Origin of the sequence: Nocardiopsis sp. NPDC057823, assembly GCF_042797335.1 — a bacterium.
Taxonomy (GTDB): Bacteria; Actinomycetota; Actinomycetes; order Streptosporangiales; family Streptosporangiaceae; genus Nocardiopsis; species Nocardiopsis changdeensis.
Map to the genome: position 1 here is coordinate 12,720 of NZ_JBHVLR010000009.1, position 19,942 is coordinate 32,661.

A 19,942-nucleotide genomic window follows, 5' to 3' on the forward strand; every position below is an offset into this window, starting at 1 on the left:
GGGTTCCCGGGCGGTCTTTGGGGCAGGGATGGGGATGACGTTACCTGTTCTGTCGCGCAAAACCTTACTCACAGTGCCTTGTTGGCTACCCAGAGTGTGTATATGGTGTGATCTAGTTCGAAACCCGTTCGGTCCCCGGGGAAGACGGGGCACGGGTTTCGGTCCGAAACCCCGGGACGGAACTCCCGGGCGAAGGGGCGTGAACACACATGGGCAAGCACTTCGACGACCTGGGCGGCAAGGCCAAGGAGGCCTACGGCAAGGCGGCCGGCGACCGGTCCAAGGAGGCCGAGGGCAAGGCCGACCAGGCCAAGGCGCGCGCCAAGGACACCGCCGACAAGGCCAAGGCCAAGGCGGAGGAGGCGGTCGAGAACGCCGGCGAGAAGATCAAGAACGTCTTCAAGCGCTGACGCCGCCCATACGACCGGAGCCCGAACGGGCTCGTCTGCACACTGCGTAGGGGGACCAGTGTCGGATACCAGGACCGAGGCCAGGGTGCCGGGCGCCCGCGAGGCGGACCGGCGGGGAGGGGCCGCAGAGGGCGGCCACACCCACATCGCGGACGGCGTGGTCGCCAAGATCGCGGGCATGGCAGCCCGTGAGATCGGCGGCGTGTACGCCATGGGCGGCGGCGCCGCCCGCGCCATGGGGGCCGTCAGGGACGCCGTCACCGGCGGCGGGGACAAGGGGTCGGTGGCCCGCGGCGTGTCCGTCGAGGTCGGGGAGCGGCAGACCGCCGTCGACATCGACGTCGTCGTCGAGTACGGCACCGCCATCCAGGAACTCGCCGCGGCCGTGCGCCGCAACGTCACCAACGCCATCGAGAAGATGACCGGTCTCGAGGTCACCGAGATCAACATCAGGGTGGACGACATCCACCTGCCCGATGACGACGACGGCGAGTCCGCGCGCGGCGACGGCGGCGGCGCGGACTCCTCACCCAGGGTCCAGTAGTGATGGGCGGCGTCGACGAGCCGGGGGAGATCGCCCGGCGGGTGGCCCGGGCGGCCCTGGGGTCCCCGGACGTGGTCGAACTGTCCGCGGGGTCGTTCGGGACGCTGTCCACACCCGTTCCGGGCGGCCGCGTCCGGGGGGTGGCGGTGCGTCCAGACACCGTCGAGGTCGGCGTCGTGGTCCACTTCGGGCGGCCGCTGCCCGAGATCGCGGGCGAGCTCCGCAGGGCGCTCGCCCCGGTCGCCGGCGGCCGCGCCGTCCACGTCAGCGTGGAGGACGTGGTCGCCGGGGCGGCGGGCACCCGGACCCGACCGCAAACGAGATGAGCGCTGGACATGAAGGGGGATGCCATGTGGCCCATAGTCGGACTGTCCTACGGGACGGTGCTGGGGTTGGCGGGCGCGTTCGGCGGGTTCGTGGCCTTCGCGCTCGTGCTGGTCCTGGGCCTGGCCGGATTCGTCGCGGGCCGGGCCATGGAGGGCGACGTCGACCTGAGCGAGATGTTCTCGCGGCGTTCGGCCTGACGGGCGCGGCCATGGTGGGAACACGCACACAGGACGTCCCCCGGCAGCGGGAGCACACCGCCGTCCGGGGGCGGCACGTCCGCGACGGGGAGCTGCGCGACCCCGGCGGGCGCACGGACATCGCGAGCGGGGTCGTCGAGAAGACGGCCGCCCGCGCCGTGGACGAGGTGGCCGGGGCGGGGGCGGCGAGCCGGGGCCGGGCGGTGCGCGCCCGGGTGAGCGGGGACGTCGTCCTGCTGCGCCTGCGGATCCGCGTGGACTATCCCGAACCCGTGCGCCGGATCGCCGCGCTCGTCCGCTCCCGGGTCCGGGAGCGGGTGGAGCACGTCACCGGCAAGCAGGTCCACCACATCGACATCGAGATCGCCGAAACGGTGCGCTGACCGCGCCGTTCCACCGCTCCGCGACGGCGGGCCGGGAGGGGCACGCCCTTCCGGCCCGGTCGGGGACCGCCGTACTAGGAGTTGTGATGACCACCGTGGAAGAGGTGCTCGGCCGTCCCGACCAGGGGGTCGACCGGAAGGCCAGGAGAGTGGCCGTCCACACGTTCCGCCCCCGACGGTCATGGCCCGCGGTGATCACCGGGTTCGTGATCCTCGTCGTCGCGGTCCTCGCCGCGGCCGAGGTGATCGCGGCGCTGGCGGGCAGCCCCCTGGGGCTGTTCCCCGTCGGGACCGCGACGGAGTACGCGCAGGCCACCACGTGGTCGCAGCCGTCGGTGCAGATCGCGTCCGCGCTGCTGGCCCTGATCGGGCTCGTGCTGATCGTGGCCGCACTCGCGCCGGGGCGCGGGCACTGGACGGCGCTGCGCACCGACGACCCGGCGCTGGTCGTCGGCATGACCCGCAGCGCCCTGCGCCGGGCGGTGGCCGCCGCCGCCCAGGACGTCAGCGGCGTCGACCAGGTGGGGGTGCACGTGCGCGGCAGCCGTATCCGGGTGCAGGTGCGCACCGGGATGCGCGAGGCGCCGGAGCTGCCGGCGGAGGTCACCGCCGCCGTGGAGCGGCGGCTGGAGGAGCTGGCACCGCTGCGCAGCCTGCGGATCGCCACCCACGTCCGTTACGCGGAGGGGTGACCATGGCACGGAACAGGGCACGCAGGTCGGCCCGGGGCAACCGGCAGGGACTGCTGCTGGTGGGGGTCGTGCTGCTGGCGGCCGGCGCCGCGGCGTTCGCGGCCGGGCGCGGGGTGTTCGGCGCGGACGTGGCCGGGGACGCCCTGCTCAACGACACGGTCCGGGGCCTCCTGGCCGCCGGCTGGATGCCGTACGCGGTGGTGGCGGTGGCGTTCGTCGCCGCGTTCCTGGCACTGCGGTGGCTGCTGGTGCAGGGGTTCGACGACACGGTCGGCCGCCTGGTGCTGGAACGCGGCGCCGAGGGCCGGGTGGAGCTGCCCGAGAGCGTCGCGCGCAGCGCGCTGGAGCAGGAGGTGGCCGACTACCCGGGCGTGCGCCGGGCGCGGGCCCGCCTCACCGAGTCGGCCGAGGCGCCCCACCTGCGGCTGGCGCTGACCCTGGACGACGACGCCGACGTCGCCGGCGTGTGGCGGCGGGTGCGCTCCGAGGCGCTGGCCGACCTGCGCCGCTCCCTGGAGCTGGAGAGCATCCCGGCGGTGGTCCGCATGTCCATGACCGCCCCGGCCAAGAACCCCCGCCGCAGCCTCGCCTGACCGAGGCGGACCGGCCCCGCCCCCGCCGGGGCGGGGCCGGTCCGTGCGGTGTCAGAGGGAGTCGGCGCGCCGGTGGCGGACCAGGCCGTCCCGCAGGACGGTGCGGACGTTGCGCGCGGGGTCGGCGAGCACCGAGATGTCGGCCAGCGGATCGCCGTCGACCACGATGAGGTCGGCGCGGGCGCCCTCGCGCAGCGTGCCGACCTCCCCCTCCAGGCCGAGCAGGCGGGCGGCGTTCACGGTGGCCGCGCGCAGGACGTCCGCGGCGGGCTGCACCGTGCCGCGGATGGCGAACTCCTCGCTCTGCCGGTCCTGCATGCCCCCGAGCAGGTCGCTGCCGAAGACCAGGTTCACCCCCGCCTCGTGGGCCGCGCGCAGGGCGTCCAGCCCCCGGGCCAGCACCGTGTCGACCTTCGCCCGGCTCTCGGGGGGCAGGCCCTCCTGCTCGCCCCGCCGGGCGAGCTCCCGGTAGGTGACGAGGGTGGGCACCAGGAAGGCGTCGTGCTCCAGGAACAGCTCGATGCTGCTCTCGTCGATGAGGTTGCCGTGCTCGATGCAGCGCACGCCCAGGCGCAGGCCGCGGTTGACCGCGCGGGCGGTGTAGGCGTGGCCCGTGACGTAGCGGTTGGCCGCCTCGGCCTCCTCCACCACGGCGCGGATCTCGTCCTCGGAGGACTGGGTGGAGTCGATGCGGTCGGTGGGCGAGGCGACGCCGCCGGAGAGCATGATCTTGAGGTGGTGGGCCCCGGTGCGCAGCTGCTCGCGGGCCGCGCGGCGGAACTCGGTGGGGCCGTCGCAGACGAGGCCCGCCCCGGGGCAGCAGGCGTGGGTGTCGTTGCCCTGGCGGCCGGGGCCCCGGAAGTCGCCGTGGCCGCCGGTCTGGGACAGCGCCTTGCCGCCGAACATCAGCCGGGGGCCGTCGACGAGCCCCTCGTCGACGGCCCGGGCCAGCCCCCAGTCGCCCCCGGCGACGTCGCGGACGGTCGTGAAGCCGCGGCGGAGCATGTCGTTGAGGGAGCGGGCCGCGTAGGCGGCGACGTAGGAGGGCGCGTGGTCCATGGCCGCGCCCAGGTCGGCGCTGAAGGCGGTCGGGTGGACGTGGGCGTCGATGAGCCCGGGCATGAGGGTGGCCCCTCCCAGGTCGACGACCTCGACCGCGTCGCCGACCTCGGGGGCGGGGCCGCCGCCGCTGCGCGCGATGCGGCCGTCCTCGACCAGGAGCCAGCCGGGGGCGCGGGTCCCGGCCCCGGGGTCGAGCAGGCCTGCGCCGGTGAAGAGGGTCGTCGGGCGGGACGGGCGTGTCATGGATACCTCCGGTGGAGCGGTCCGGCGTGTGACCCACGCCTTATATGCAATATATGTTGCATCTTTTGCGGGCCGGTGCCCGGGTGGTGGTATCGCTTGGGGGAGCGGCACGCCCGCCGGGAGGTCCGGCGGACGGCCCGGACGGAGGTGCGATGGCGGACTGGATCGAGGCCGCGCTGGGGGACGGCCGGCTCGGCCGGGCCGCCGAGCGCGTGGTCCGGGTGCTCCGGGACGAGCAGAAGTTCGCCTCCTACGCCAGTACGGCGGAGGTGGCCGAACGGGCCGGCGTGAACGTCGCGACCGTGGTGCGGGCCGCGCAGACACTCGGGTTCTCCGGCTGGCCGGCGCTCCGGCTGGAGCTGCGCTCCCGCTACCTGGCCTCGCTCAGCGCGGGCGAGGTCCTGGCCGAGCACGCCGGGTCCGACGCGGACCCCGTGCGGGCCGCGTTCCGGGCGGACCGGGAGGGGCTGCGGGGCCTGGAGGCGACGATCGAGCCGGACCGGGTGCGCGCCCTGGCCGCGGCCATCCACGGCGCCCGCCGGACCGGCGTGGTGGGCTCGGGCACGTTCGCGGCCCCGGGACTGCAGCTCGCGCACGCCGCGGGGATCATGGGGTACGACGTGGTGCGCTTCGAGGTGGGAGGGACCGCGCTGGTCAGCGCGCTGGCGCGGATGGGCCCGGAGGACCTGTTCCTTGCCTGCGACCTGTGGCGGCTGCCGACCGCGCTGCGCTCGGCGGCCCGGGTGGCGGCGGGGCGGTCCGTGCCGGTGGCGGTGATCACCGACCGCCGCGACTCGCCGCTGGCGCAGGGGGCCGCCCACGTGCTGCTGGTCCCCAGCGAGGGGGTGGGGATGTTCCCCTCGCTGACCCCGGCGATGTCGGTGATCCACGCGGTCCTGGCCGAGCTGGCCCGGATCGGGGGCGAGCGGGTGCTGCGCGCGGTGCGCGACACCGAGCGCCTGTGGGAGGAGACGGAGCTCTTCTGAGCGGCCTCGGGGCGGTCCACCTGCGGCGATGGGACACGGACCCACGTGGTGTGATCAGGGTCACCCCGAATGCAATAAGTGTTGCATTTCATGGTCGGGGCTGTTTTCATGGCCCCTACCGCCGGCCCCCCGCGGTCCCCCTCCCCACCCCGAACCCCGCAAGGTGATCCATGCAAACGACCCATCTCGTGATCCTCGCCGTGTACATCGCGGCCATGCTGGGGGTCGCCCTGTACTTCCTGCGTTCGGGCAGGCTCCGCGGCGGCGACGACTTCCTGTTCGCGGGGCGCAGCCTGCCGCGCCCGGTCATGATCGCCACCATGCTCGTCACCTGGGTCGGCTCCGGGACCATCATCGGCGGCGCCAACTTCGCCTACACCTACGGCCCGACCGCGGGGATGGTCTTCTTCGCCGGGACCCCGCTGGGGATCCTGGTCCTGCTCCTGGCCGCCCGCCGGATCCGCAGGGCCTCGCGGCACACCATCCCCGAACTGCTGGAGGCGCGCTTCGGCATCGGCGTCCGCACCGTCGCCGCGGCTGTCACCACCATCGCCTACCTGGGCCTGACCGCCTCCCAGTTCGTCGGCGGCGGCTACGTGGTCAGCCTGGTCACCCCGCTGAACGCGTTCCAGGGGACGCTGCTCGTCGCGGTGGTCGTGACCGTGCTGACCATCACCGGCGGGCTCTTCTCCGTCGCCTACACCGACTTCTTCTCGGCCATCCTCATCGTGCTCGGCCTGATCGTGTCGGTGCCGCTGGTGCTCGCCGCCGTCGGCGGGCCGGGCGCCTACTGGGACGGCCTCCCCGAGCAGGCCACCACGTTCAGCGGCGGGCTCACCGCCCTCCAGTTGCTCGGCTACTTCCTCCCGCTCTTCCTGCTGCTGCTCGCCGACCAGAACATGTACCAGCGGCTCGCCGCCGCCAAGGACGAGAAGGAGGCCCGCTCCTCGACGCTCGGCATGCTGGTGGGCGGTTTCTTCGTCTTCGTCCCGGTCGTGCTGCTCGCCACGGCGGCCGCGGTCCTGATGCCCGGCATCGACGGGGACATGGCGATCCTCAGCCTGGCCTCCGAGGGCTACCTGCCCGCCGTCCTGGGCGGCCTCATCCTGGCGGGCGCGGTCGCGTTCGTCATCACCACCGGCTCCTCGTACATGCTGTCGGGGGCCTCCAACGTGGCCTACGACCTGTACGCCCGGTTCGCGGGCGAGCGGGCGGGCGAGCGCCGCAAGCTCCTGGTCCAGCGCCTGTCGGTCCTGGGCGTCGCGGTCCTGGGCGTCGCCCTCGGCCTGTTCTTCCCGACCGTGCTGGAGCTGCAGATGTACTCCTACACGATCTACGGGGCGGCGATCACCCCGGTCGTCCTGTCGGTGCTGTTCTGGAAGCGGGCGACCACCGCCGGCGCCGTCGCCGCCCTGGTGGCGGGCGCGGCCACCACCATCGGCTGGCAGGTCGCCGGCTCCCCGGGCGGGCTCAACGCCGTCATCGTGGCGCTGCCCGCGGCCCTGGTCGCGCTGGTCGCGGTCAGCCTCTGCACCCGGGCGGCCGAGCCCGCCGAACCGGCCCCGGCCGACGCCCCGGCCTGACGGCCCCGGCCGCGGCGGCCCGCGTCAGCACTCGATGACGTTGACGGCGAGGCCGCCGCGGCTGGTCTCCTTGTACTTGTCGTGCATGTCGCGGCCGGTGTCGCGCATGGTCTTGATGACCTTGTCCAGGGACACGAAGTGGCTGCCGTCGCCGCGCAGCGCGATGCGGGCCGCGCTGATGGCCTTGACCGACGCCAGCGCGTTGCGTTCGATGCACGGGACCTGGACCAGGCCGCCGATCGGGTCGCAGGTCAGGCCCAGGTTGTGCTCCATGGCGATCTCCGCGGCGTTCTCCACCTGGGCCGGGGTGCCGCCGAGCACCTCGGCCAGCCCCGCGGCGGCCATGGAGGAGGCCGAGCCGACCTCGCCCTGGCAGCCCACCTCGGCGCCGGAGATCGACGCGTTCTGCTTGAACAGGATGCCGATCGCGCCGGCCGTCAGCAGGAACCGGACCACGCCCTCCTCGCCCGCGCCCGGGCTGAAGTGCGTGTAGTAGTGCAGCACCGCCGGGACGATCCCCGCCGCGCCGTTGGTCGGCGCGGTGACCACCCGGCCGCCCGCGGCGTTCTCCTCGTTGACCGCCAGCGCGTACAGGGTGATCCAGTCGCTGCCGCGCATCGGGTCGGGGTCGTCGGCGGTGGGGGCGAGCAGCCCCGCGTCGTCGCAGTTGCCGCCGAGCTGGCGGTACAGCCGGTGCGCCCGGCGCGGCACCCGCAGGCCGCCGGGCAGGGTGCCCTCGGTGGTCACCCCGCGGCGCACGCACTGGCGCATCACCGTCCAGACCTCCAGGAGCCCGGCGGTGATCTCGGCGTCGGTGCGGCCGAAGGCGCGCTCGTTGGCGCGCATGACCGCGCTGATCGACATGCCAGTCTCCGCGCACAGCGCCAGCAGCTCCTCGGCGCTGTCGAACGGGTGGGGCAGCACGGTGTCGTCGGCCTTGATGCGGTCGGCCCCCGCCGCCCGCTCGTCCACGACGAACCCGCCGCCCACGGAGTAGTACACCTTGGCGGCCAGCTCGGCGCCGACGGAGTCCCGGGCGACGAACCGCATCCCGTTGGGGTGGTCGGGCAGGCTCTCCTTGCGGCGGAAGTCCACGTCCACGGCCGGGTCGAAGTCCACCGTCGGCCCGTCCGGGCCGCCCAGGGCCATCGAGCGCTCGGCGCGCACCCGCTCCACCAGGGCGGGCACGGAGTCCACGTCCACCCCCTCGGGGGTGTGGCCCAGCAGGCCGAGCACGACGGCCGTGTCGCTGCCGTGCCCCTTGCCGGTGAGGGCGAGGGACCCGTACAGCTCCGCGCGCACGTGGGCCACCTCGTCCAGCAGCCCGTTCTCCCGGAGCCGGGAGACGAACGTGCGGGCGGCCTTCATCGGCCCGACGGTGTGCGAACTCGACGGTCCGATACCGATTTTGAACAGGTCGAACACGCTGATGGCCAAAGGTCTGTCCTCCTCGTTGAGCACAGGGCCGTGCCTGCCGGACGAACGCCGTGCGGGGCCCGGCGGCCCCGCACGGCGGGGCCCTACAGGTTGGGGTAGAGCGGGTACTTCTCGGTCAGGGCCCGGACCCGGGCGCGCAGCGACTCGGCGTCGAACTCCGGCTTGAGGGCCTCGGCGATGACGTCGGCGACCTCGGCGAAGTCCTCGTCGCCGAACCCGCGCGTGGCCAGCGCGGGGGTGCCGATCCGCAGACCCGAGGTGACCATCGGCGGCCGCGGGTCGTTGGGCACCGCGTTGCGGTTGACCGTGATCCCGATGGAGTGCAGCCGGTCCTCGGCCTCCTGGCCGTTGAGCTCGGAGTCCACCAGGTCGACCAGCACCAGGTGCACGTCCGTCCCCCCGGAGGCCACCTTGACGCCGGCCTCGGCGGCGTCCGGCCGGGTCAGCCGCTCGGCGAGCAGCTTGGCCCCGGACACGGTGCGGCGCTGGCGGTCGGCGAACTCCTCGCCCGCCGCGACCTTGAGCGCCACGGCCTTGGCCGCGATCACGTGCTCCAGCGGGCCGCCCTGCATGCCGGGGAACACCGCGGAGTTGATCTTCTTGGCCAGGTCGGCCTTGGTGAGGATCAGACCGCCGCGCGGGCCGCCCAGGGTCTTGTGCGTGGTGGTGGTGACCACGTCGGCGAACGGCACCGGGTTGGGGTGCAGGCCCGCCGCGACCAGGCCGGCGAAGTGCGCCATGTCGACCATGAGCAGGGCGCCCACGGAGTCGGCGATCTCCCGGAACCGGGCGAAGTCCAGCTGCCGCGGGTAGGCGGACCAGCCCGCGACGATCATCTTGGGCTGGTGCTCCTTGGCCAGGGCGGCGACCTCGTCGTAGTCGACGGTGCCGTCCTCGTCGCGCACGTGGTACGCCACGGCGTTGAGGACCTTGCCGGAGTAGTTGATGCGCATCCCGTGGGTCAGGTGGCCGCCGTGGGCCAGGTCCAGACCGAGGATGGTGTCGCCCGGCTTGAGCAGGGCGAAGTACACGGCCGTGTTGGCCTGGGCGCCCGAGTGCGGCTGCACGTTGGCGTGCTCGGCGCCGAACAGGGCCTTGGCCCGGTCGATGGCGAGCTGCTCGACGACGTCGACGTGTTCGCACCCGCCGTAGTAGCGGCGGCCGGGGTAGCCCTCCGCGTACTTGTTGGTCAGGACGGTGCCCTGCGCCTCGATGACGGCCTGCGGGGCGAAGTTCTCCGAGGCGATCATTTCAAGGGTGTCGCGCTGGCGGCCCAGTTCGGCGTCGACGGCGGCCGCGACTTCCGGGTCGAGTTCGCTCAGGCTCTGGTTGAGCGTGTTGTCGGTGGCCATCGGGGGTCAGTCCTCGCCTTCGGTCAGCTTGGTGTACTCCTCCGCGGAGAGCAGCTCGCCCGGTTCCCCGGACAGGCGCACCTTGAACAGCCAGGCGCCGTAGGGGTCGGAGTTGATGGACTCCGGCTCGCCCTCGAGGTCGGCGTTGACCTCGACGACCTCGCCGTCGACGGGGGAGTAGATGTCGCTGACGGACTTGGTGGACTCCACCTCGCCGCAGGTATCGCCCGCGCTCACGGTGGTCCCGGCCGCGGGGGCCTCGACGTAGACGATGTCGCCGAGGGACTCGGCGGCGAACGCCGTGATGCCGACCGTGGCGACCCCGTCCTCGATCGAGACCCACTCGTGTTCGGCGGTGTAACCCAGCTCCGTGGGAACGCTCACTTCAACTCTCCTTGGAGGTTCTCTTCATTCCTGCCGCGCCGCCGGGTGACGGCCGCCCGGCCCGGCCTACGTCCGGTCGCGCCCGCCCGTGCCGATCCCGGTCAGGGGTTCAGCCGCGCGGGGCGCGCGGGGTCCCTTTGGTGGGGGACCCACGTTCTCAGGCCTGCCGCTTGTAGAACGGCAGCTCGACCACGTCGACGTCCTCGCCGCGGCCGCGCACGTCCACGGTGAACGCGCCGGTCGCGGTGTCGAGTTCGCCGTCCACGTAGGCCATGGCGATGGGGCTGCCCAGGGTGGGGGAGGGGGCGCCGCTGGTGATGGTGCCGACGACCTCGCCGTCGCGCAGGACGTCCTGGCCGCGGCGCAGCGGACGGCGTCCGCGCGCGACGAGGCCGATGAGGCGGCGGGGGCGGGCGGTGCGGGCGGCCTCTTCCAGGGCGGCCCGGCCGACGAAGTCGCCCTCCTTGTCGAACTTGACCACGCGGCCCAGTCCGGCGTCGAAGGGGGTGAGGTCGGTGCTCAGCTCCTGGCCGTACAGCGGCATGCCCGCCTCCAGGCGCAGGGTGTCGCGGGCCGACAGCCCGGCGGGGACCAGGCCCTTGTCGGCGCCGGCGGCCATGAGGGCCTCCCACACCCCGACGGCGCGGTCGGCGGGCCTGACGAAGATCTCGAAGCCGTCCTCGCCGGTGTAGCCGGTGCGCGCCAGCAGGACGGGCACCCCGGCGACGGTGTGCTCGTAGCCCGCGTAGTAGCGGATGGAGTCGAGATCGGCGTCGGTGAGCGGGGCCAGGATCTCCACGGCCCGGGGGCCCTGGATCGCGATGAGCGAGTACTCGGCGGACTCGTCGGCCACCTCGACGTCGAACCCGGCGGCGCGCTCGGCCAGGGCGGCGGAGACGGCGTCGGCGTTGGCGGCGTTGGCCACCACGAGGTACTCCTCCTCGCCGAGCCGGTAGACGATGAGGTCGTCCAGGACGCCGCCGTCGGCGTCGGTGATCATCGTGTAGCGGGCCCTGCCCGGCTTGACCTGCGACAGGTGCCCGACCAGGGCGTGGTCGAGGGCGCGGCCGGCGTCCGGCCCGGTGAGGCGGATCTCGCCCATGTGGGAGAGGTCGAAGAGGCCCGCGGCCTCGCGTACGGCCCTGTGCTCGGCGGTCTCGCTGCCGTAGCGCAGAGGCATGAGCCACCCGGCGAAGTCGACGAGGGAGGCGCCGGCCTTCTCGTGGATCGCGCGCAGGGCGGTGGGCCGCGACGCGGACGCGGGCTCTGACATGGGTACTCCCGAGAGGATGGGCGTCGTATCGTGCATAGGCGTTGCCATCCTCCCCCTCTGTCATCGGTGCCTGAGAGCTTCGCCCCGCGCTCGGCGTGGCTTGCACCTTCGGCGAGGGACTCCCGGTCCCTGCTTTCCAGAGTGGTCTCGCCCGTACGGTCCACTGTGCCTGAGAGGTTGTTTCGGGGAGGGATTGCTCCTTCGGCGGCCCGCGCCGGCTGCGCGGGCACTCTCCCGTACGGGGTCAGCAACACGTTCAGCCTAGCAGCGGCCGTGGCCGCCCCCAAGGGCGGCACCGCCCGCGCGACCGGCGCGGGCGAAACCCGGGCGGCGGGGGCGGGCACGGGTTACCGTGTCCCCTGAACGGGTCGTGGCGGTTCGTGCACCGAGGGGGACCGAGTGCTGGTGGACACGCGGAGGATGAGACGGATCGGCTACGCGTCGGTGGCCGGTGCGGCGCTGGCGGCGCTGCTGGGCTGTGCCGCCCCGCGGGAGGAGGGCGAGGAGTCGGGCCCCGCCCCGGGGACGGGCAACGCCGCCGCGGTGGGCGGCGACGTGGCCGCGGTGGAGCGGGCGGACCTGGCCGGGGTGTTCGAGCGGGCCGGTGCGGCGGGCACGTTCGTGCTCTACGACACACGGGACCGCACCTCGGTGCTGGTGGACCCGGAGCGGGCGCGCGAGCGCGCGGTGCCGGGGGAGACGTTCGAGCTGGTGACGGCGCTGGTGGCGCTCCAGACGGGCGCGGTGTCCGACGCGGGGGCCGTGGTGGGCGCCGGCGGGGCGGCGCACCGGGACGCGGTGGAGCGGGTGGGCCGGGACCGGCTGGCCACGTGGGTGGACCGGTTCGAGTACGGCGACCGCGACATCGGCGCGCCGGAGGACGGCTCCGGCGACTTCTGGGCGCGGGGCCCGCTGGGGGTCTCGGCGGTGGAGCAGACGGAGTTCCTGGCCGGGCTGGCCCGCCGGGAGCTGCCGGTGGACGCCGCCCACCAGGAGGCGCTGCACGCGGCCACCCTCGTGGAGGAGGGCGCCGGGCACACGCTGCACGGCCGCGCGGCCTGCGACGGGGACGGGGCGCCGGGCTGGTGGGTCGGCTGGGTGGCCGCCGGGGAGCGGACGCACTCCTTCGCCCTGCGCCTGGAGACGGGGGAGCGTGGGGCCGGGGACTGCGAGGCGCTGGGGCGCGAGCTGCTGGCGGCCCTGGACGTCCTGCCCCGGGAGTCCGGCACCCGGTAGGGAACGGCTCGGGGGGAGACGGCCGGGCCCCGCCCCGTGGCGGACGGGGCGGGGCCCGGCGGGTCCGGAAGGGGCGCCGGCTAGGCGGTCTTGCGGCGGGCGCGGACGGCCTCGGCCAGGGTGGTCAGCACCTCGGTGGTGGTGTCCCAGCCCATGCACTTGTCGGTGATGGACTGGCCGTACACCAGGTCCGCCGGGTCGCCCAGCTTCTGGGCGCCGGGGACGAGGAAGCTCTCCAGCATGACGCCGATGATGCCGTGCTGGCCCTCGGCCACCTGGGCGGCGATCTCGGCGGCCACGCCCGGCTGGCGCTCGTGGTCCTTGCCGCTGTTGGCGTGGCTGGCGTCGATCATCAGGCGGCGCGGCAACCCCGCCCGGGCGATGACGTCCAGGGCGGCGTCCACCGAGGCGGCGTCGTGGTTGGGACCGGTGCGGCCGCCGCGCAGGATGACGTGGCAGTCGGGGTTGCCCTCGGTGACGACCACCGAGCCGGCGCCGGTCGGGTCCACACCGAAGAACGTGTGCGAGGCCGCGGCCGCGCCCACCGCGTCCACGGCCACCTGCACGTCGCCGTCGGTGCCGTTCTTGAAGCCCACCGGGGTGCTCAGGCCGCTGCTCAGCTGGCGGTGCACCTGGCTCTCGGTGGTGCGGGCGCCGATCGCGCCCCAGGACACGGCGTCGGCGATGTACTGCGGGGTGATGGGGTCGAGGAACTCGGTGCCCGCGGGCAGCCCCAGCGAGTTGATGTCCAGCAGGATCTCGCGGGCCAGGCGCAGGCCGCGCTGGACGTCGTAGGTGTCGTCGAGGCCGGGGTCGTTGATGAGGCCCTTCCAGCCGACGGTGGTGCGCGGCTTCTCGAAGTACACGCGCATGACCACGCACAGCTCCTCGCTCAGCGAGGGGACCAGCTCGATCAGCCGGTGGGCGTAGTCCATGGCCGACTCGCGGTCGTGCACGGAGCAGGGGCCGACGACGACCAGCAGGCGGTCGTCCTCACCGTCCAGGACCCGCTTGACCTCGGCGCGGGAGCGCTCGACCAGGGCGGTGCGCTCCGTCCCCAGGGGAAGCTCCGAGAGCAGGTCCCGGGGGGCGATGAGCGGCTTGTAGTCGACCACCCTTGTGTCGTTGGTGCTGGGCATGCTGCTGCTCCCCTGTGTCCTCGCTCGTGCGGTGCCGCCACCCTGCACACTAGCGCGGCCGCGGCTCCGGAACGCGATCACGCCGGTATTTCGGACGAGGGTCACACGGCGGGGGCCGGTAACGGCGACAATGGTGAAATGTTCGTCTCGCCCACTGAGACGCATTTCTTCGGGGGTGCCCGCGCGGGTTCACGGCTCGGGGTCGGCGAAGTCCTCCTCCCAGAATTCGGCGGGGCGGCGCGAGCCGTCCTCGACGGGGCCGCGCTCGGCCTCCTCCCGGCGCAGCTGCACCCGGCGGATCTTGCCCGACACGGTCTTGGGCAACTCGGCGAACTCCAGGCGGCGGACCCTCTTGTACGGGGAGAGGCGGCCGCGGACGTGCTCCAGGATCGCCCGCGCCGTCTCCGCCGTGGGCGGCACCCCGGGGGCCGGGGTCACGAACGCCTTGGCGACCGCCAGCCGCAGCGGATCGGGGGAGGGGACCACCGCGGCCTCGGCCACGTATTCGTGTTCGACGAGCACGCTTTCGAGTTCGAATGGTGAGATGCGGTAATCCGAGGCCTTGAACACATCGTCGCCGCGACCGATATAGGTAATGTGCCCGTCGGCCTCCCGGGAGGCCAGATCCCCGGTGTGGAACAGGCCCCGGCGGGTCGCCGCCCGGGTCAGGTCGGGACTGTCCGCGTACCCCTTCATGATCCCCACCGGCCCGTCGGACAGGTCCACGCAGATCTCGCCGGTGTCGCCCGGCTCCTCGGTGACCGGGTCCACCAGGACGATCCGGTACCCGGGCATCTCGCGGCCCATCGACCCGGGGACCACGCGCTGGCCGGGGGAGTTGCCGACCAGCAGGGTGGTCTCCGTCTGGCCGAACCCGTCGCGCACCGTCAGGCCCCACGCCCTGCGCACGTGCTCGACCACCTCCGCGTTCAGCGGCTCCCCGGCGGCCAGGGCCTCGCGCAGGGGGACCTTCCACGACGCCAGGTCGGTCTGCACCAGCATCCGCCACACCGTCGGCGGCGCGCAGAAGGTGTGGACGCCGCAGCGCACGATCTCGTCCAGCAGGCGCTCGGGGGAGAAGCGGTCCTGGCGCACCACCAGCACCGTCGCCTCGGCGTTCCAGGGGCCGAAGACGCTGCTGTAGGCGTGCTTGCCCCAGCCGGGGACGGACACGTTCAGGTGCACGTCGCCCGGCCGCACGCCCAGCCAGTACATGGTGGACAGGTGCCCGACCGGGTAGGAGCGCTGGGTGTGCACGACGAGCTTGGGCGTGGCGGTGGTGCCCGAGGTGAAGTAGACGAGCAGGGGGTCGTCGGGGCCGACGCGGTGCGGCGGGTGGAACTCCAGGCCGGCGTGCTCGGAGTCGGGGTAGCCGAGCCAGCCGTCCATGTACCCCACGCAGATGCGGGTCCAGTGGCCGCTCAGGCCCTCGAACTTCGCCGTGTCCACCGGGGAGCACACCACGTGCCCGATCTCGCCGCGCTCCAGCCGGTCCAGCAGGTCGCCCTCGGTCAGGTTGGTGGCGGTCGGCACCACCACGGCGCCGAGCTTGACGGCCGCCAGGGTGATCTCCCACAGCTCCACCTGGGGGCCGAGCATCACCAGGATGCGGTCGCCCGCGTGCACGCCCTGGGCGTGCAGCCAGTTGGCGACCTGGGAGGAGCGCTCCGACATGCGCCGGTAGGTGTGCTTCTCCTCCGAGCCGTCCTCGTCGACGATCCACAGAGCGGTGCGGTCCGGCCGCCGCTCCGCCACCTCGTCGAAATGGTCCAGCGCCCAGTTGAACACCTCGGGCCGGGGCCAGGTGAACTCCCGGTGCGCGCCCTCGCGGTCCTCCCGCAGCCGCAGGAGCAGATCGCGCGCCGCACGGAACTCCGCGGCACCCTCGGCCGCCGCCTCTTTGGACATCGCTTCGACCTTTCGGATCTCCGCCCGCCTCGCTCCGGGGCCGGTGTGCTGCGGTTTCTACCCCCGATGCGCCCCGGCGACCCATCGCCCCGCGCCGTGCGCCCGGCGGGGGCCGGGCCCGGGAGGGGCCGCGGACCCCGGCGGCCGGGAGAAGCGGGGGCCCGGCGGGCACGCCCTAGGATGGTGAGCCATGGAGGAACTGCGCGGGCACCACGCCCTCTGGAGGATCGACGACGAGACGGTACGGATCCGCTTCGATTCCGGACGCAAGGTGCCGACGCTGTTCAAGGCACTGGGCGGCGCCGAGGTCCCGCTGGCCGCGGTGCGCGAGGCGGACTTCTACCGGGGCGACCGCAAGCACGGGTGGCGGCTGCGGCTGGACCTGCTCCCCGGGCTCGACCCCTACACCAGGCCGGGCGCGTCCGCCCGCGACGTGCTCACCCCCCTGGTCCTGAGCGGCCCCCACGACACCGAGCTGGTCGCCGAGTACGTCGCCGACAAGATCCGGGACCTGGCCCGCTACGCCCGCGAGACCCTCGCCGGCGAGCTGGACCGCACCGAGGTCGCCCGGGCCCTGGTGGCCCGGCCCCCCGTGCAGGCCCGCACGGCCGAGGGGTCGGCCTCCTTCGACGGCGAGAAGGTGCGCCTGCAGTGGGACGGGTGGCTGGCCAGCACCGCCAAGGAGAAGGAGAAGTCCCGCGAGTACCGGCTGGCCGAGATCGAGTCGGTGGACTGGCACCCGCAGGTCGACGTCACGGAGGGGTACATGCGCGTCGTGCTGCGCGGGGTCACCCTGCCCGAGGCGACCTCCCTGGAGAACGACTTCTTCACGCTCGCCTCGCACGGCTCCAAGGGCGCCGAGGAGACCTTCCTGATGGCGGCCACCATCAACGCGTACATCGGTGACGCGCCCGCCGCGCCCGCCCTGGAGGGCGGTGAGCCGGGCGGCGCCGAGGAGGTCTTCGCCAAGATCCGCGAGCTGGGCCGCCTGCACGCCGAGGGCCTGCTCACCGACCAGGAGTTCGCCGACAAGAAGGCCGAACTCCTGGGCCGCCTCTAGCCTTCCCCGTTCCCCCGCCGGAGGGACCCCGGCCGCCCCCCGCCCGGCCCGTCCCGGAAGACCCTTTCCGGGGCACACGACGAACACCCAGGAAAGGCCACGCTGTGCGCACCCTGTACCCGCCCATCGAACCGTACGACTCGGGCATGCTCGACGTCGGCGACGGACACCGCGTCTACTGGGAGCTGTGCGGCAACCCCGCGGGCAAGCCCGTGGTGTTCCTGCACGGCGGGCCCGGCGGCGGCTGCGTGCCCGACCACCGGCGGCTGTTCGACCCGGAGCGGTACCGGATCCTGCTGTTCGACCAGCGCAACTGCGGTCGCTCCACCCCGCACGCCGGGAGGATGGACACCGACCTGTCCACCAACACCACCTGGACGCTGGTGGAGGACATGGAGCGGCTGCGCGAGATGATCGGCGTGCAGGCCTGGCAGGTCTTCGGCGGGTCGTGGGGCAGCTGCCTGGCCCTGGCCTACGCCCAGGCCCACCCCGACCGGGTCACCGAGCTGATCCTCCGCGGCATCTTCACGCTGCGCGACGAGGAGCTGCGCTGGTTCTACCAGGAGGGGGCGTCCATGATGTTCCCCGACCTGTGGGAGTCCTATCTGGCGCCCATCCCCGAGGAGGAGCGCGGCGACCTCATGGCCGCCTACGCCCGGCGGCTGGAGTCGCCCGACCGCGAGACCCGGGTCGAGGCGGCGCGGGCGTGGAGCGTGTGGGAGGGCTCCACGGTGACCCTGCTGCCGAACAAGGAGCTGCGGGAGCACCACGCCGAGGACGAGTACGCGATGGCGTTCGCCCGGATCGAGAACCACTTCTTCGTCAACAGGGGGTTCTTCACGCCGGAGCAGCTGATCGAGGGCGCCGAGCGGATCCGGCACATCCCCGGGGTGATCGTGCAGGGCCGCTACGACGTGTGCACCCCGGTGCGCACCGCCTACGACCTGCACCGCGCCTGGCCGGAGGCGGAGTTCCACATCGTCGACGACGCCGGGCACGCGTTCAGCGAACCCGGCATCCTCGACCGCCTCATCGAGGCGACGGACCGCTTCGCGCGGTGACGGGCCCCGGGCGCGCCCCGGCGCGCCCGGGAGGGGTCACCAGTCGTAGCGGTCGACGCAGGAGTACGGGTCGGCGGGCGGGGGCAGCAGCTCCTCCGCCCGCTCCCGGGACAGGTTCCAGGACGCGAGGCCGTCGTCCCCGAGGCGGTAGTACTGCCGCTGGAGCACGCAGGCGCGGTCCTCGCCCTCCAGCTCGACCAGGGCCGGGACGGCGTCGGCGGACAGGTCCCGCAGGTACCAGACGTCCGACATGTTCAGCTCGGTGCCCAGGTGGCTCTCGGCGATGCGCAGGTCCGGGTCCGCGTAGGCGAACACGGCCAGCGACACCCCGGCCGTGGCGGCCACGACCCGGGGCAGCCACACCGCGGGCCGCCCCAGGGTGTTGAGCACCCCGGCGGCGATGACCAGTGCGAACACCAGGGCGCTCCACACGATCCACGCCTCCGCGACGGCCCGGAGCCGGGTGAGGCCGAACACGTCGATGTACAGCTGCAGGCGGTACATCGCCGAGGCGAGGATGACCAGGGTGAGCACGCACAGCGCCCCCAGCAGGGCGTTGCGCAGCAGGCGGACGCCGCGCGGGCGCGCGGGGACGATCCGGGCGGACAGGCCGATGACGCCCAGGACCAGGACGCTGACGACCACCAGCTGGAAGAACCCCTGCCGGGCGTACTCGGCGTAGGTGACCCCGACCACCCTTTGCACGTGGTCGTCGCCGCCGAACAGGGTGACGGCCTGCACCGCCAGGAACGCGGCGAACAGCGCGGTCAGCGCGCCCAGGGGGATGGTCCACGCCCACACCGGCATCCGGGCCTCCCGCTCGGGGCGCGCGGTGGGGGCGGGGCGGCGGCGCCGTGCGGTGAGCACCGCGGACCCGGTGAACAGGGCGGTGAACACCAGGAGGAACAGGCGGCCGATCCCCTCGGAGAACGAGGTGCCCTCGGTCAGCGGGGTGAAGAGGTCGGCCACGTAGTGGGCGAACACGGTGTCGGCGAACGAGAACAGCAGCCCGAAGACCAGCAGCAGCGCCGTGGTGACCAGGGCGGTGAGCACCGCGGGGCCCAGCAGCAGCCGGGTCCGGCTGTTCTGGAGGGGGCTCAGCAGGAAGCGCGGCGTGGCGAAGAGGTTGCGCACCAGCGCGAACGCGCCCGCGGCGACGCCCACCGTGCCGCTGCGCGAGAGGGGGCCGCGGACGGCGAAGGCCAGCGAGGCGGTCAGGAACGCGCCGGCGAGCGTCCAGAACAGCAGCCATCCGGCGTCGCGGAACAGGGCGGTGAAGAGCAGGGCGGTCGCGATCACCCCGAAGATCGCCGCCCAGGCGTGGGAGTAGCGGTCGGGCTCGCCGACCTCCTCCACCGGGCCGCCCGCGGGGCGCCAGCCGCCGCCGGGCGCGGGCTCCCAGCCGTCCCAGGCGGCCGGGGCCGAGGCGTCGGCGTCGGCCGGGGAGCTCCGGGCGGGTTCCCGCCCGTCCGCGTCCGGGGCCCCGCCGGTGTCCCCGTCCTCGGGGGCCTCGGGGGCCTCGAGGGCTTCGGCGTTTTCGGTGTCCTCGGCGGCGGGTGTGCCGGGGTCCTCAGGGGCCTCGTCCCGGTCCCCGTCCGCGGCGCCGGGGCGGTCGTCGGGACCGGGGTCCGGGTCGGCGTCCGCCGTTCCCCCGTCCTCCTCCGCTTCCCACCGGTCCTCCTCCGGACCGTCCCCGTCTCCGGGCCCGTCGCCGTCCCCGGCCGCCACGGGGGCCTCCGGGATGGCCGGGCGGACCAGGAGCGCGACCAGGGCGGTCAGCCCCGCCAGGAGCCCGGTGAGCACCAGCCCCAGGCCCGGGCGGGCCAGGGAGGCGAACAGCGAGGAGAACGTCCCCACCGCCAGGACCGCGATGAGCAGCCAGCCCGGCGCCCTGGGCAGCACCGGCCTGGGCCGGTAGGCCGGCGGGAGGTACGGCGGGTACGGGGGGTGGTGGGTGTGCGGGGTTTCGGGAACTGCCATGGTGTCCCTCGGCTCGGACGCTGGACGGGGGGATCCCCGTACAGCGTGGGACTCCCGGCCTCGCCCGCCGGTTCACGGAGACACCGGCGTAG

General features: G+C 73.8%; 20 protein-coding genes and 1 riboswitch. Of the genes, 12 read left to right on the top strand and 8 right to left on the bottom strand.

Features of this window, described 5'->3' with window-relative positions:
* Positions 1–209: 209 nt before the first annotated feature.
* The 7 genes from ACFVNO_RS16460 to amaP all read left to right on the top strand — a co-directional run bounded on the left by ACFVNO_RS16460 (position 210) and on the right by amaP (position 3,146).
* Positions 210–410, top strand: a complete 201-nt coding sequence (locus tag ACFVNO_RS16460; protein ID WP_220562914.1) for a CsbD family protein — start codon at positions 210–212, stop codon at positions 408–410.
* Positions 411–468: 58 nt separating this feature from the next.
* Positions 469–954 (top strand): Asp23/Gls24 family envelope stress response protein, encoded by a 486-nt coding sequence (locus ACFVNO_RS16465; RefSeq protein ID WP_220562913.1) that lies wholly within the window; start codon positions 469–471, stop codon positions 952–954.
* A gap of 2 nt (positions 955–956) precedes the next feature.
* Positions 957–1,280, top strand: coding sequence for a hypothetical protein (locus ACFVNO_RS16470; protein WP_220562912.1), 324 nt, complete (start codon positions 957–959; stop codon positions 1,278–1,280).
* A gap of 24 nt (positions 1,281–1,304) precedes the next feature.
* Positions 1,305–1,478: a hypothetical protein gene (locus ACFVNO_RS16475; protein WP_220562911.1), complete on the top strand. Its 174-nt coding sequence runs from the start codon at positions 1,305–1,307 to the stop codon at positions 1,476–1,478.
* A gap of 11 nt (positions 1,479–1,489) precedes the next feature.
* Positions 1,490–1,861 (top strand): Asp23/Gls24 family envelope stress response protein, encoded by a 372-nt coding sequence (locus tag ACFVNO_RS16480; RefSeq protein ID WP_355269044.1) that lies wholly within the window; start codon positions 1,490–1,492, stop codon positions 1,859–1,861.
* 86 nt (positions 1,862–1,947) lie between these two features.
* On the top strand, positions 1,948–2,553 hold the full coding sequence (locus ACFVNO_RS16485) for a DUF6286 domain-containing protein (protein ID WP_220562909.1): 606 nt from the start codon (positions 1,948–1,950) through the stop codon (positions 2,551–2,553).
* Positions 2,554–2,555: 2 nt separating this feature from the next.
* Positions 2,556–3,146, top strand: a complete 591-nt coding sequence (gene amaP / locus ACFVNO_RS16490; RefSeq protein WP_355269042.1) for an alkaline shock response membrane anchor protein AmaP — start codon at positions 2,556–2,558, stop codon at positions 3,144–3,146.
* Positions 3,147–3,197: 51 nt separating this feature from the next.
* On the opposite strand, the gene ACFVNO_RS16495 is transcribed toward amaP, so the two are convergent.
* The gene (locus tag ACFVNO_RS16495) at positions 3,198–4,451 is read right to left on the bottom strand and encodes an amidohydrolase family protein (RefSeq protein WP_378893429.1); all 1,254 of its coding nucleotides are present in this window, start codon (positions 4,449–4,451) and stop codon (positions 3,198–3,200) included.
* 152 nt (positions 4,452–4,603) lie between these two features.
* Between ACFVNO_RS16495 and ACFVNO_RS16500 the strand changes: the two genes are divergently transcribed.
* A complete protein-coding gene (locus ACFVNO_RS16500) occupies positions 4,604–5,437 on the top strand; it encodes a MurR/RpiR family transcriptional regulator (RefSeq protein ID WP_355269038.1) in 834 nt (277 codons plus the stop codon).
* 170 nt (positions 5,438–5,607) lie between these two features.
* On the top strand, positions 5,608–7,020 hold the full coding sequence (locus tag ACFVNO_RS16505) for a sodium:solute symporter family protein (protein ID WP_355269036.1): 1,413 nt from the start codon (positions 5,608–5,610) through the stop codon (positions 7,018–7,020).
* A 24-nt stretch (positions 7,021–7,044) separates the two neighbouring features.
* Here the strand turns inward: ACFVNO_RS16505 and ACFVNO_RS16510 are convergent, their stop codons facing one another.
* The 4 genes from ACFVNO_RS16510 to gcvT form a co-directional block, all read right to left on the bottom strand.
* On the bottom strand, positions 7,045–8,457 hold the full coding sequence (locus ACFVNO_RS16510; protein ID WP_355269034.1) for an L-serine ammonia-lyase: 1,413 nt from the start codon (positions 8,455–8,457) through the stop codon (positions 7,045–7,047).
* A gap of 83 nt (positions 8,458–8,540) precedes the next feature.
* The gene (gene glyA, locus ACFVNO_RS16515) at positions 8,541–9,809 is read right to left on the bottom strand and encodes a serine hydroxymethyltransferase (RefSeq protein WP_355269032.1); all 1,269 of its coding nucleotides are present in this window, start codon (positions 9,807–9,809) and stop codon (positions 8,541–8,543) included.
* Between the two features lie 6 nt (positions 9,810–9,815).
* Positions 9,816–10,193, bottom strand: coding sequence for a glycine cleavage system protein GcvH (gcvH, locus tag ACFVNO_RS16520; RefSeq protein WP_355269030.1), 378 nt, complete (start codon positions 10,191–10,193; stop codon positions 9,816–9,818).
* Positions 10,194–10,350: 157 nt separating this feature from the next.
* Positions 10,351–11,466, bottom strand: a complete 1,116-nt coding sequence (gcvT, locus tag ACFVNO_RS16525) for a glycine cleavage system aminomethyltransferase GcvT (RefSeq protein WP_220562901.1) — start codon at positions 11,464–11,466, stop codon at positions 10,351–10,353.
* 146 nt (positions 11,467–11,612) lie between these two features.
* Positions 11,613–11,713: riboswitch (glycine riboswitch) on the bottom strand.
* 173 nt (positions 11,714–11,886) lie between these two features.
* On the opposite strand from gcvT, the gene ACFVNO_RS16530 reads away from it, so the two are divergent.
* Complete coding sequence (locus ACFVNO_RS16530; protein ID WP_378893436.1) at positions 11,887–12,702, top strand: penicillin binding protein transpeptidase domain-containing protein; 816 nt, start codon at positions 11,887–11,889, stop codon at positions 12,700–12,702.
* A gap of 80 nt (positions 12,703–12,782) precedes the next feature.
* Here ACFVNO_RS16530 and ACFVNO_RS16535 read toward each other — a convergent pair whose 3' ends face one another.
* Positions 12,783–13,841, bottom strand: coding sequence for a 3-deoxy-7-phosphoheptulonate synthase (locus ACFVNO_RS16535; RefSeq protein WP_355269026.1), 1,059 nt, complete (start codon positions 13,839–13,841; stop codon positions 12,783–12,785).
* A gap of 189 nt (positions 13,842–14,030) precedes the next feature.
* Positions 14,031–15,749, bottom strand: a complete 1,719-nt coding sequence (locus ACFVNO_RS16540; RefSeq protein ID WP_355269024.1) for an AMP-binding protein — start codon at positions 15,747–15,749, stop codon at positions 14,031–14,033.
* Between the two features lie 190 nt (positions 15,750–15,939).
* Here ACFVNO_RS16540 and ACFVNO_RS16545 point away from each other — a divergent pair, with 190 nt between their 5' ends.
* On the top strand, positions 15,940–16,809 hold the full coding sequence (locus tag ACFVNO_RS16545; protein WP_355269022.1) for a DUF4429 domain-containing protein: 870 nt from the start codon (positions 15,940–15,942) through the stop codon (positions 16,807–16,809).
* A gap of 104 nt (positions 16,810–16,913) precedes the next feature.
* Complete coding sequence (pip, locus tag ACFVNO_RS16550) at positions 16,914–17,870, top strand: prolyl aminopeptidase (protein WP_355269020.1); 957 nt, start codon at positions 16,914–16,916, stop codon at positions 17,868–17,870.
* Positions 17,871–17,906: 36 nt separating this feature from the next.
* On the opposite strand, the gene ACFVNO_RS16555 is transcribed toward pip, so the two are convergent.
* Complete coding sequence (locus ACFVNO_RS16555) at positions 17,907–19,850, bottom strand: DUF4153 domain-containing protein (protein WP_378893441.1); 1,944 nt, start codon at positions 19,848–19,850, stop codon at positions 17,907–17,909.
* Between the last annotated feature and the right edge of the window lie 92 nt (positions 19,851–19,942).

What these genes read in the sequence shown, in the direction of transcription:
- ACFVNO_RS16495 (WP_378893429.1), bottom strand. Translation starts at nt 4,451, where the DNA reads ATGACACGCCCGTCCCGCCCGACGACCCTCTTCACCGGCGCAGGCCTG.
- ACFVNO_RS16530 (WP_378893436.1), top strand. Translation starts at nt 11,887, where the DNA reads ATGAGACGGATCGGCTACGCGTCGGTGGCCGGTGCGGCGCTGGCGGCG.
- ACFVNO_RS16485 (WP_220562909.1), top strand. Translation starts at nt 1,948, where the DNA reads ATGACCACCGTGGAAGAGGTGCTCGGCCGTCCCGACCAGGGGGTCGAC.
- amaP (WP_355269042.1), top strand. Translation starts at nt 2,556, where the DNA reads ATGGCACGGAACAGGGCACGCAGGTCGGCCCGGGGCAACCGGCAGGGA.
- gcvT (WP_220562901.1), bottom strand. Translation starts at nt 11,466, where the DNA reads ATGTCAGAGCCCGCGTCCGCGTCGCGGCCCACCGCCCTGCGCGCGATC.
- ACFVNO_RS16460 (WP_220562914.1), top strand. Translation starts at nt 210, where the DNA reads ATGGGCAAGCACTTCGACGACCTGGGCGGCAAGGCCAAGGAGGCCTAC.
- ACFVNO_RS16555 (WP_378893441.1), bottom strand. Translation starts at nt 19,850, where the DNA reads ATGGCAGTTCCCGAAACCCCGCACACCCACCACCCCCCGTACCCGCCG.
- ACFVNO_RS16480 (WP_355269044.1), top strand. Translation starts at nt 1,490, where the DNA reads ATGGTGGGAACACGCACACAGGACGTCCCCCGGCAGCGGGAGCACACC.
- ACFVNO_RS16545 (WP_355269022.1), top strand. Translation starts at nt 15,940, where the DNA reads ATGGAGGAACTGCGCGGGCACCACGCCCTCTGGAGGATCGACGACGAG.
- glyA (WP_355269032.1), bottom strand. Translation starts at nt 9,809, where the DNA reads ATGGCCACCGACAACACGCTCAACCAGAGCCTGAGCGAACTCGACCCG.
- ACFVNO_RS16475 (WP_220562911.1), top strand. Translation starts at nt 1,305, where the DNA reads ATGTGGCCCATAGTCGGACTGTCCTACGGGACGGTGCTGGGGTTGGCG.
- ACFVNO_RS16500 (WP_355269038.1), top strand. Translation starts at nt 4,604, where the DNA reads ATGGCGGACTGGATCGAGGCCGCGCTGGGGGACGGCCGGCTCGGCCGG.
- ACFVNO_RS16470 (WP_220562912.1), top strand. Translation starts at nt 957, where the DNA reads ATGGGCGGCGTCGACGAGCCGGGGGAGATCGCCCGGCGGGTGGCCCGG.
- ACFVNO_RS16535 (WP_355269026.1), bottom strand. Translation starts at nt 13,841, where the DNA reads ATGCCCAGCACCAACGACACAAGGGTGGTCGACTACAAGCCGCTCATC.
- ACFVNO_RS16505 (WP_355269036.1), top strand. Translation starts at nt 5,608, where the DNA reads ATGCAAACGACCCATCTCGTGATCCTCGCCGTGTACATCGCGGCCATG.
- ACFVNO_RS16540 (WP_355269024.1), bottom strand. Translation starts at nt 15,749, where the DNA reads ATGTCCAAAGAGGCGGCGGCCGAGGGTGCCGCGGAGTTCCGTGCGGCG.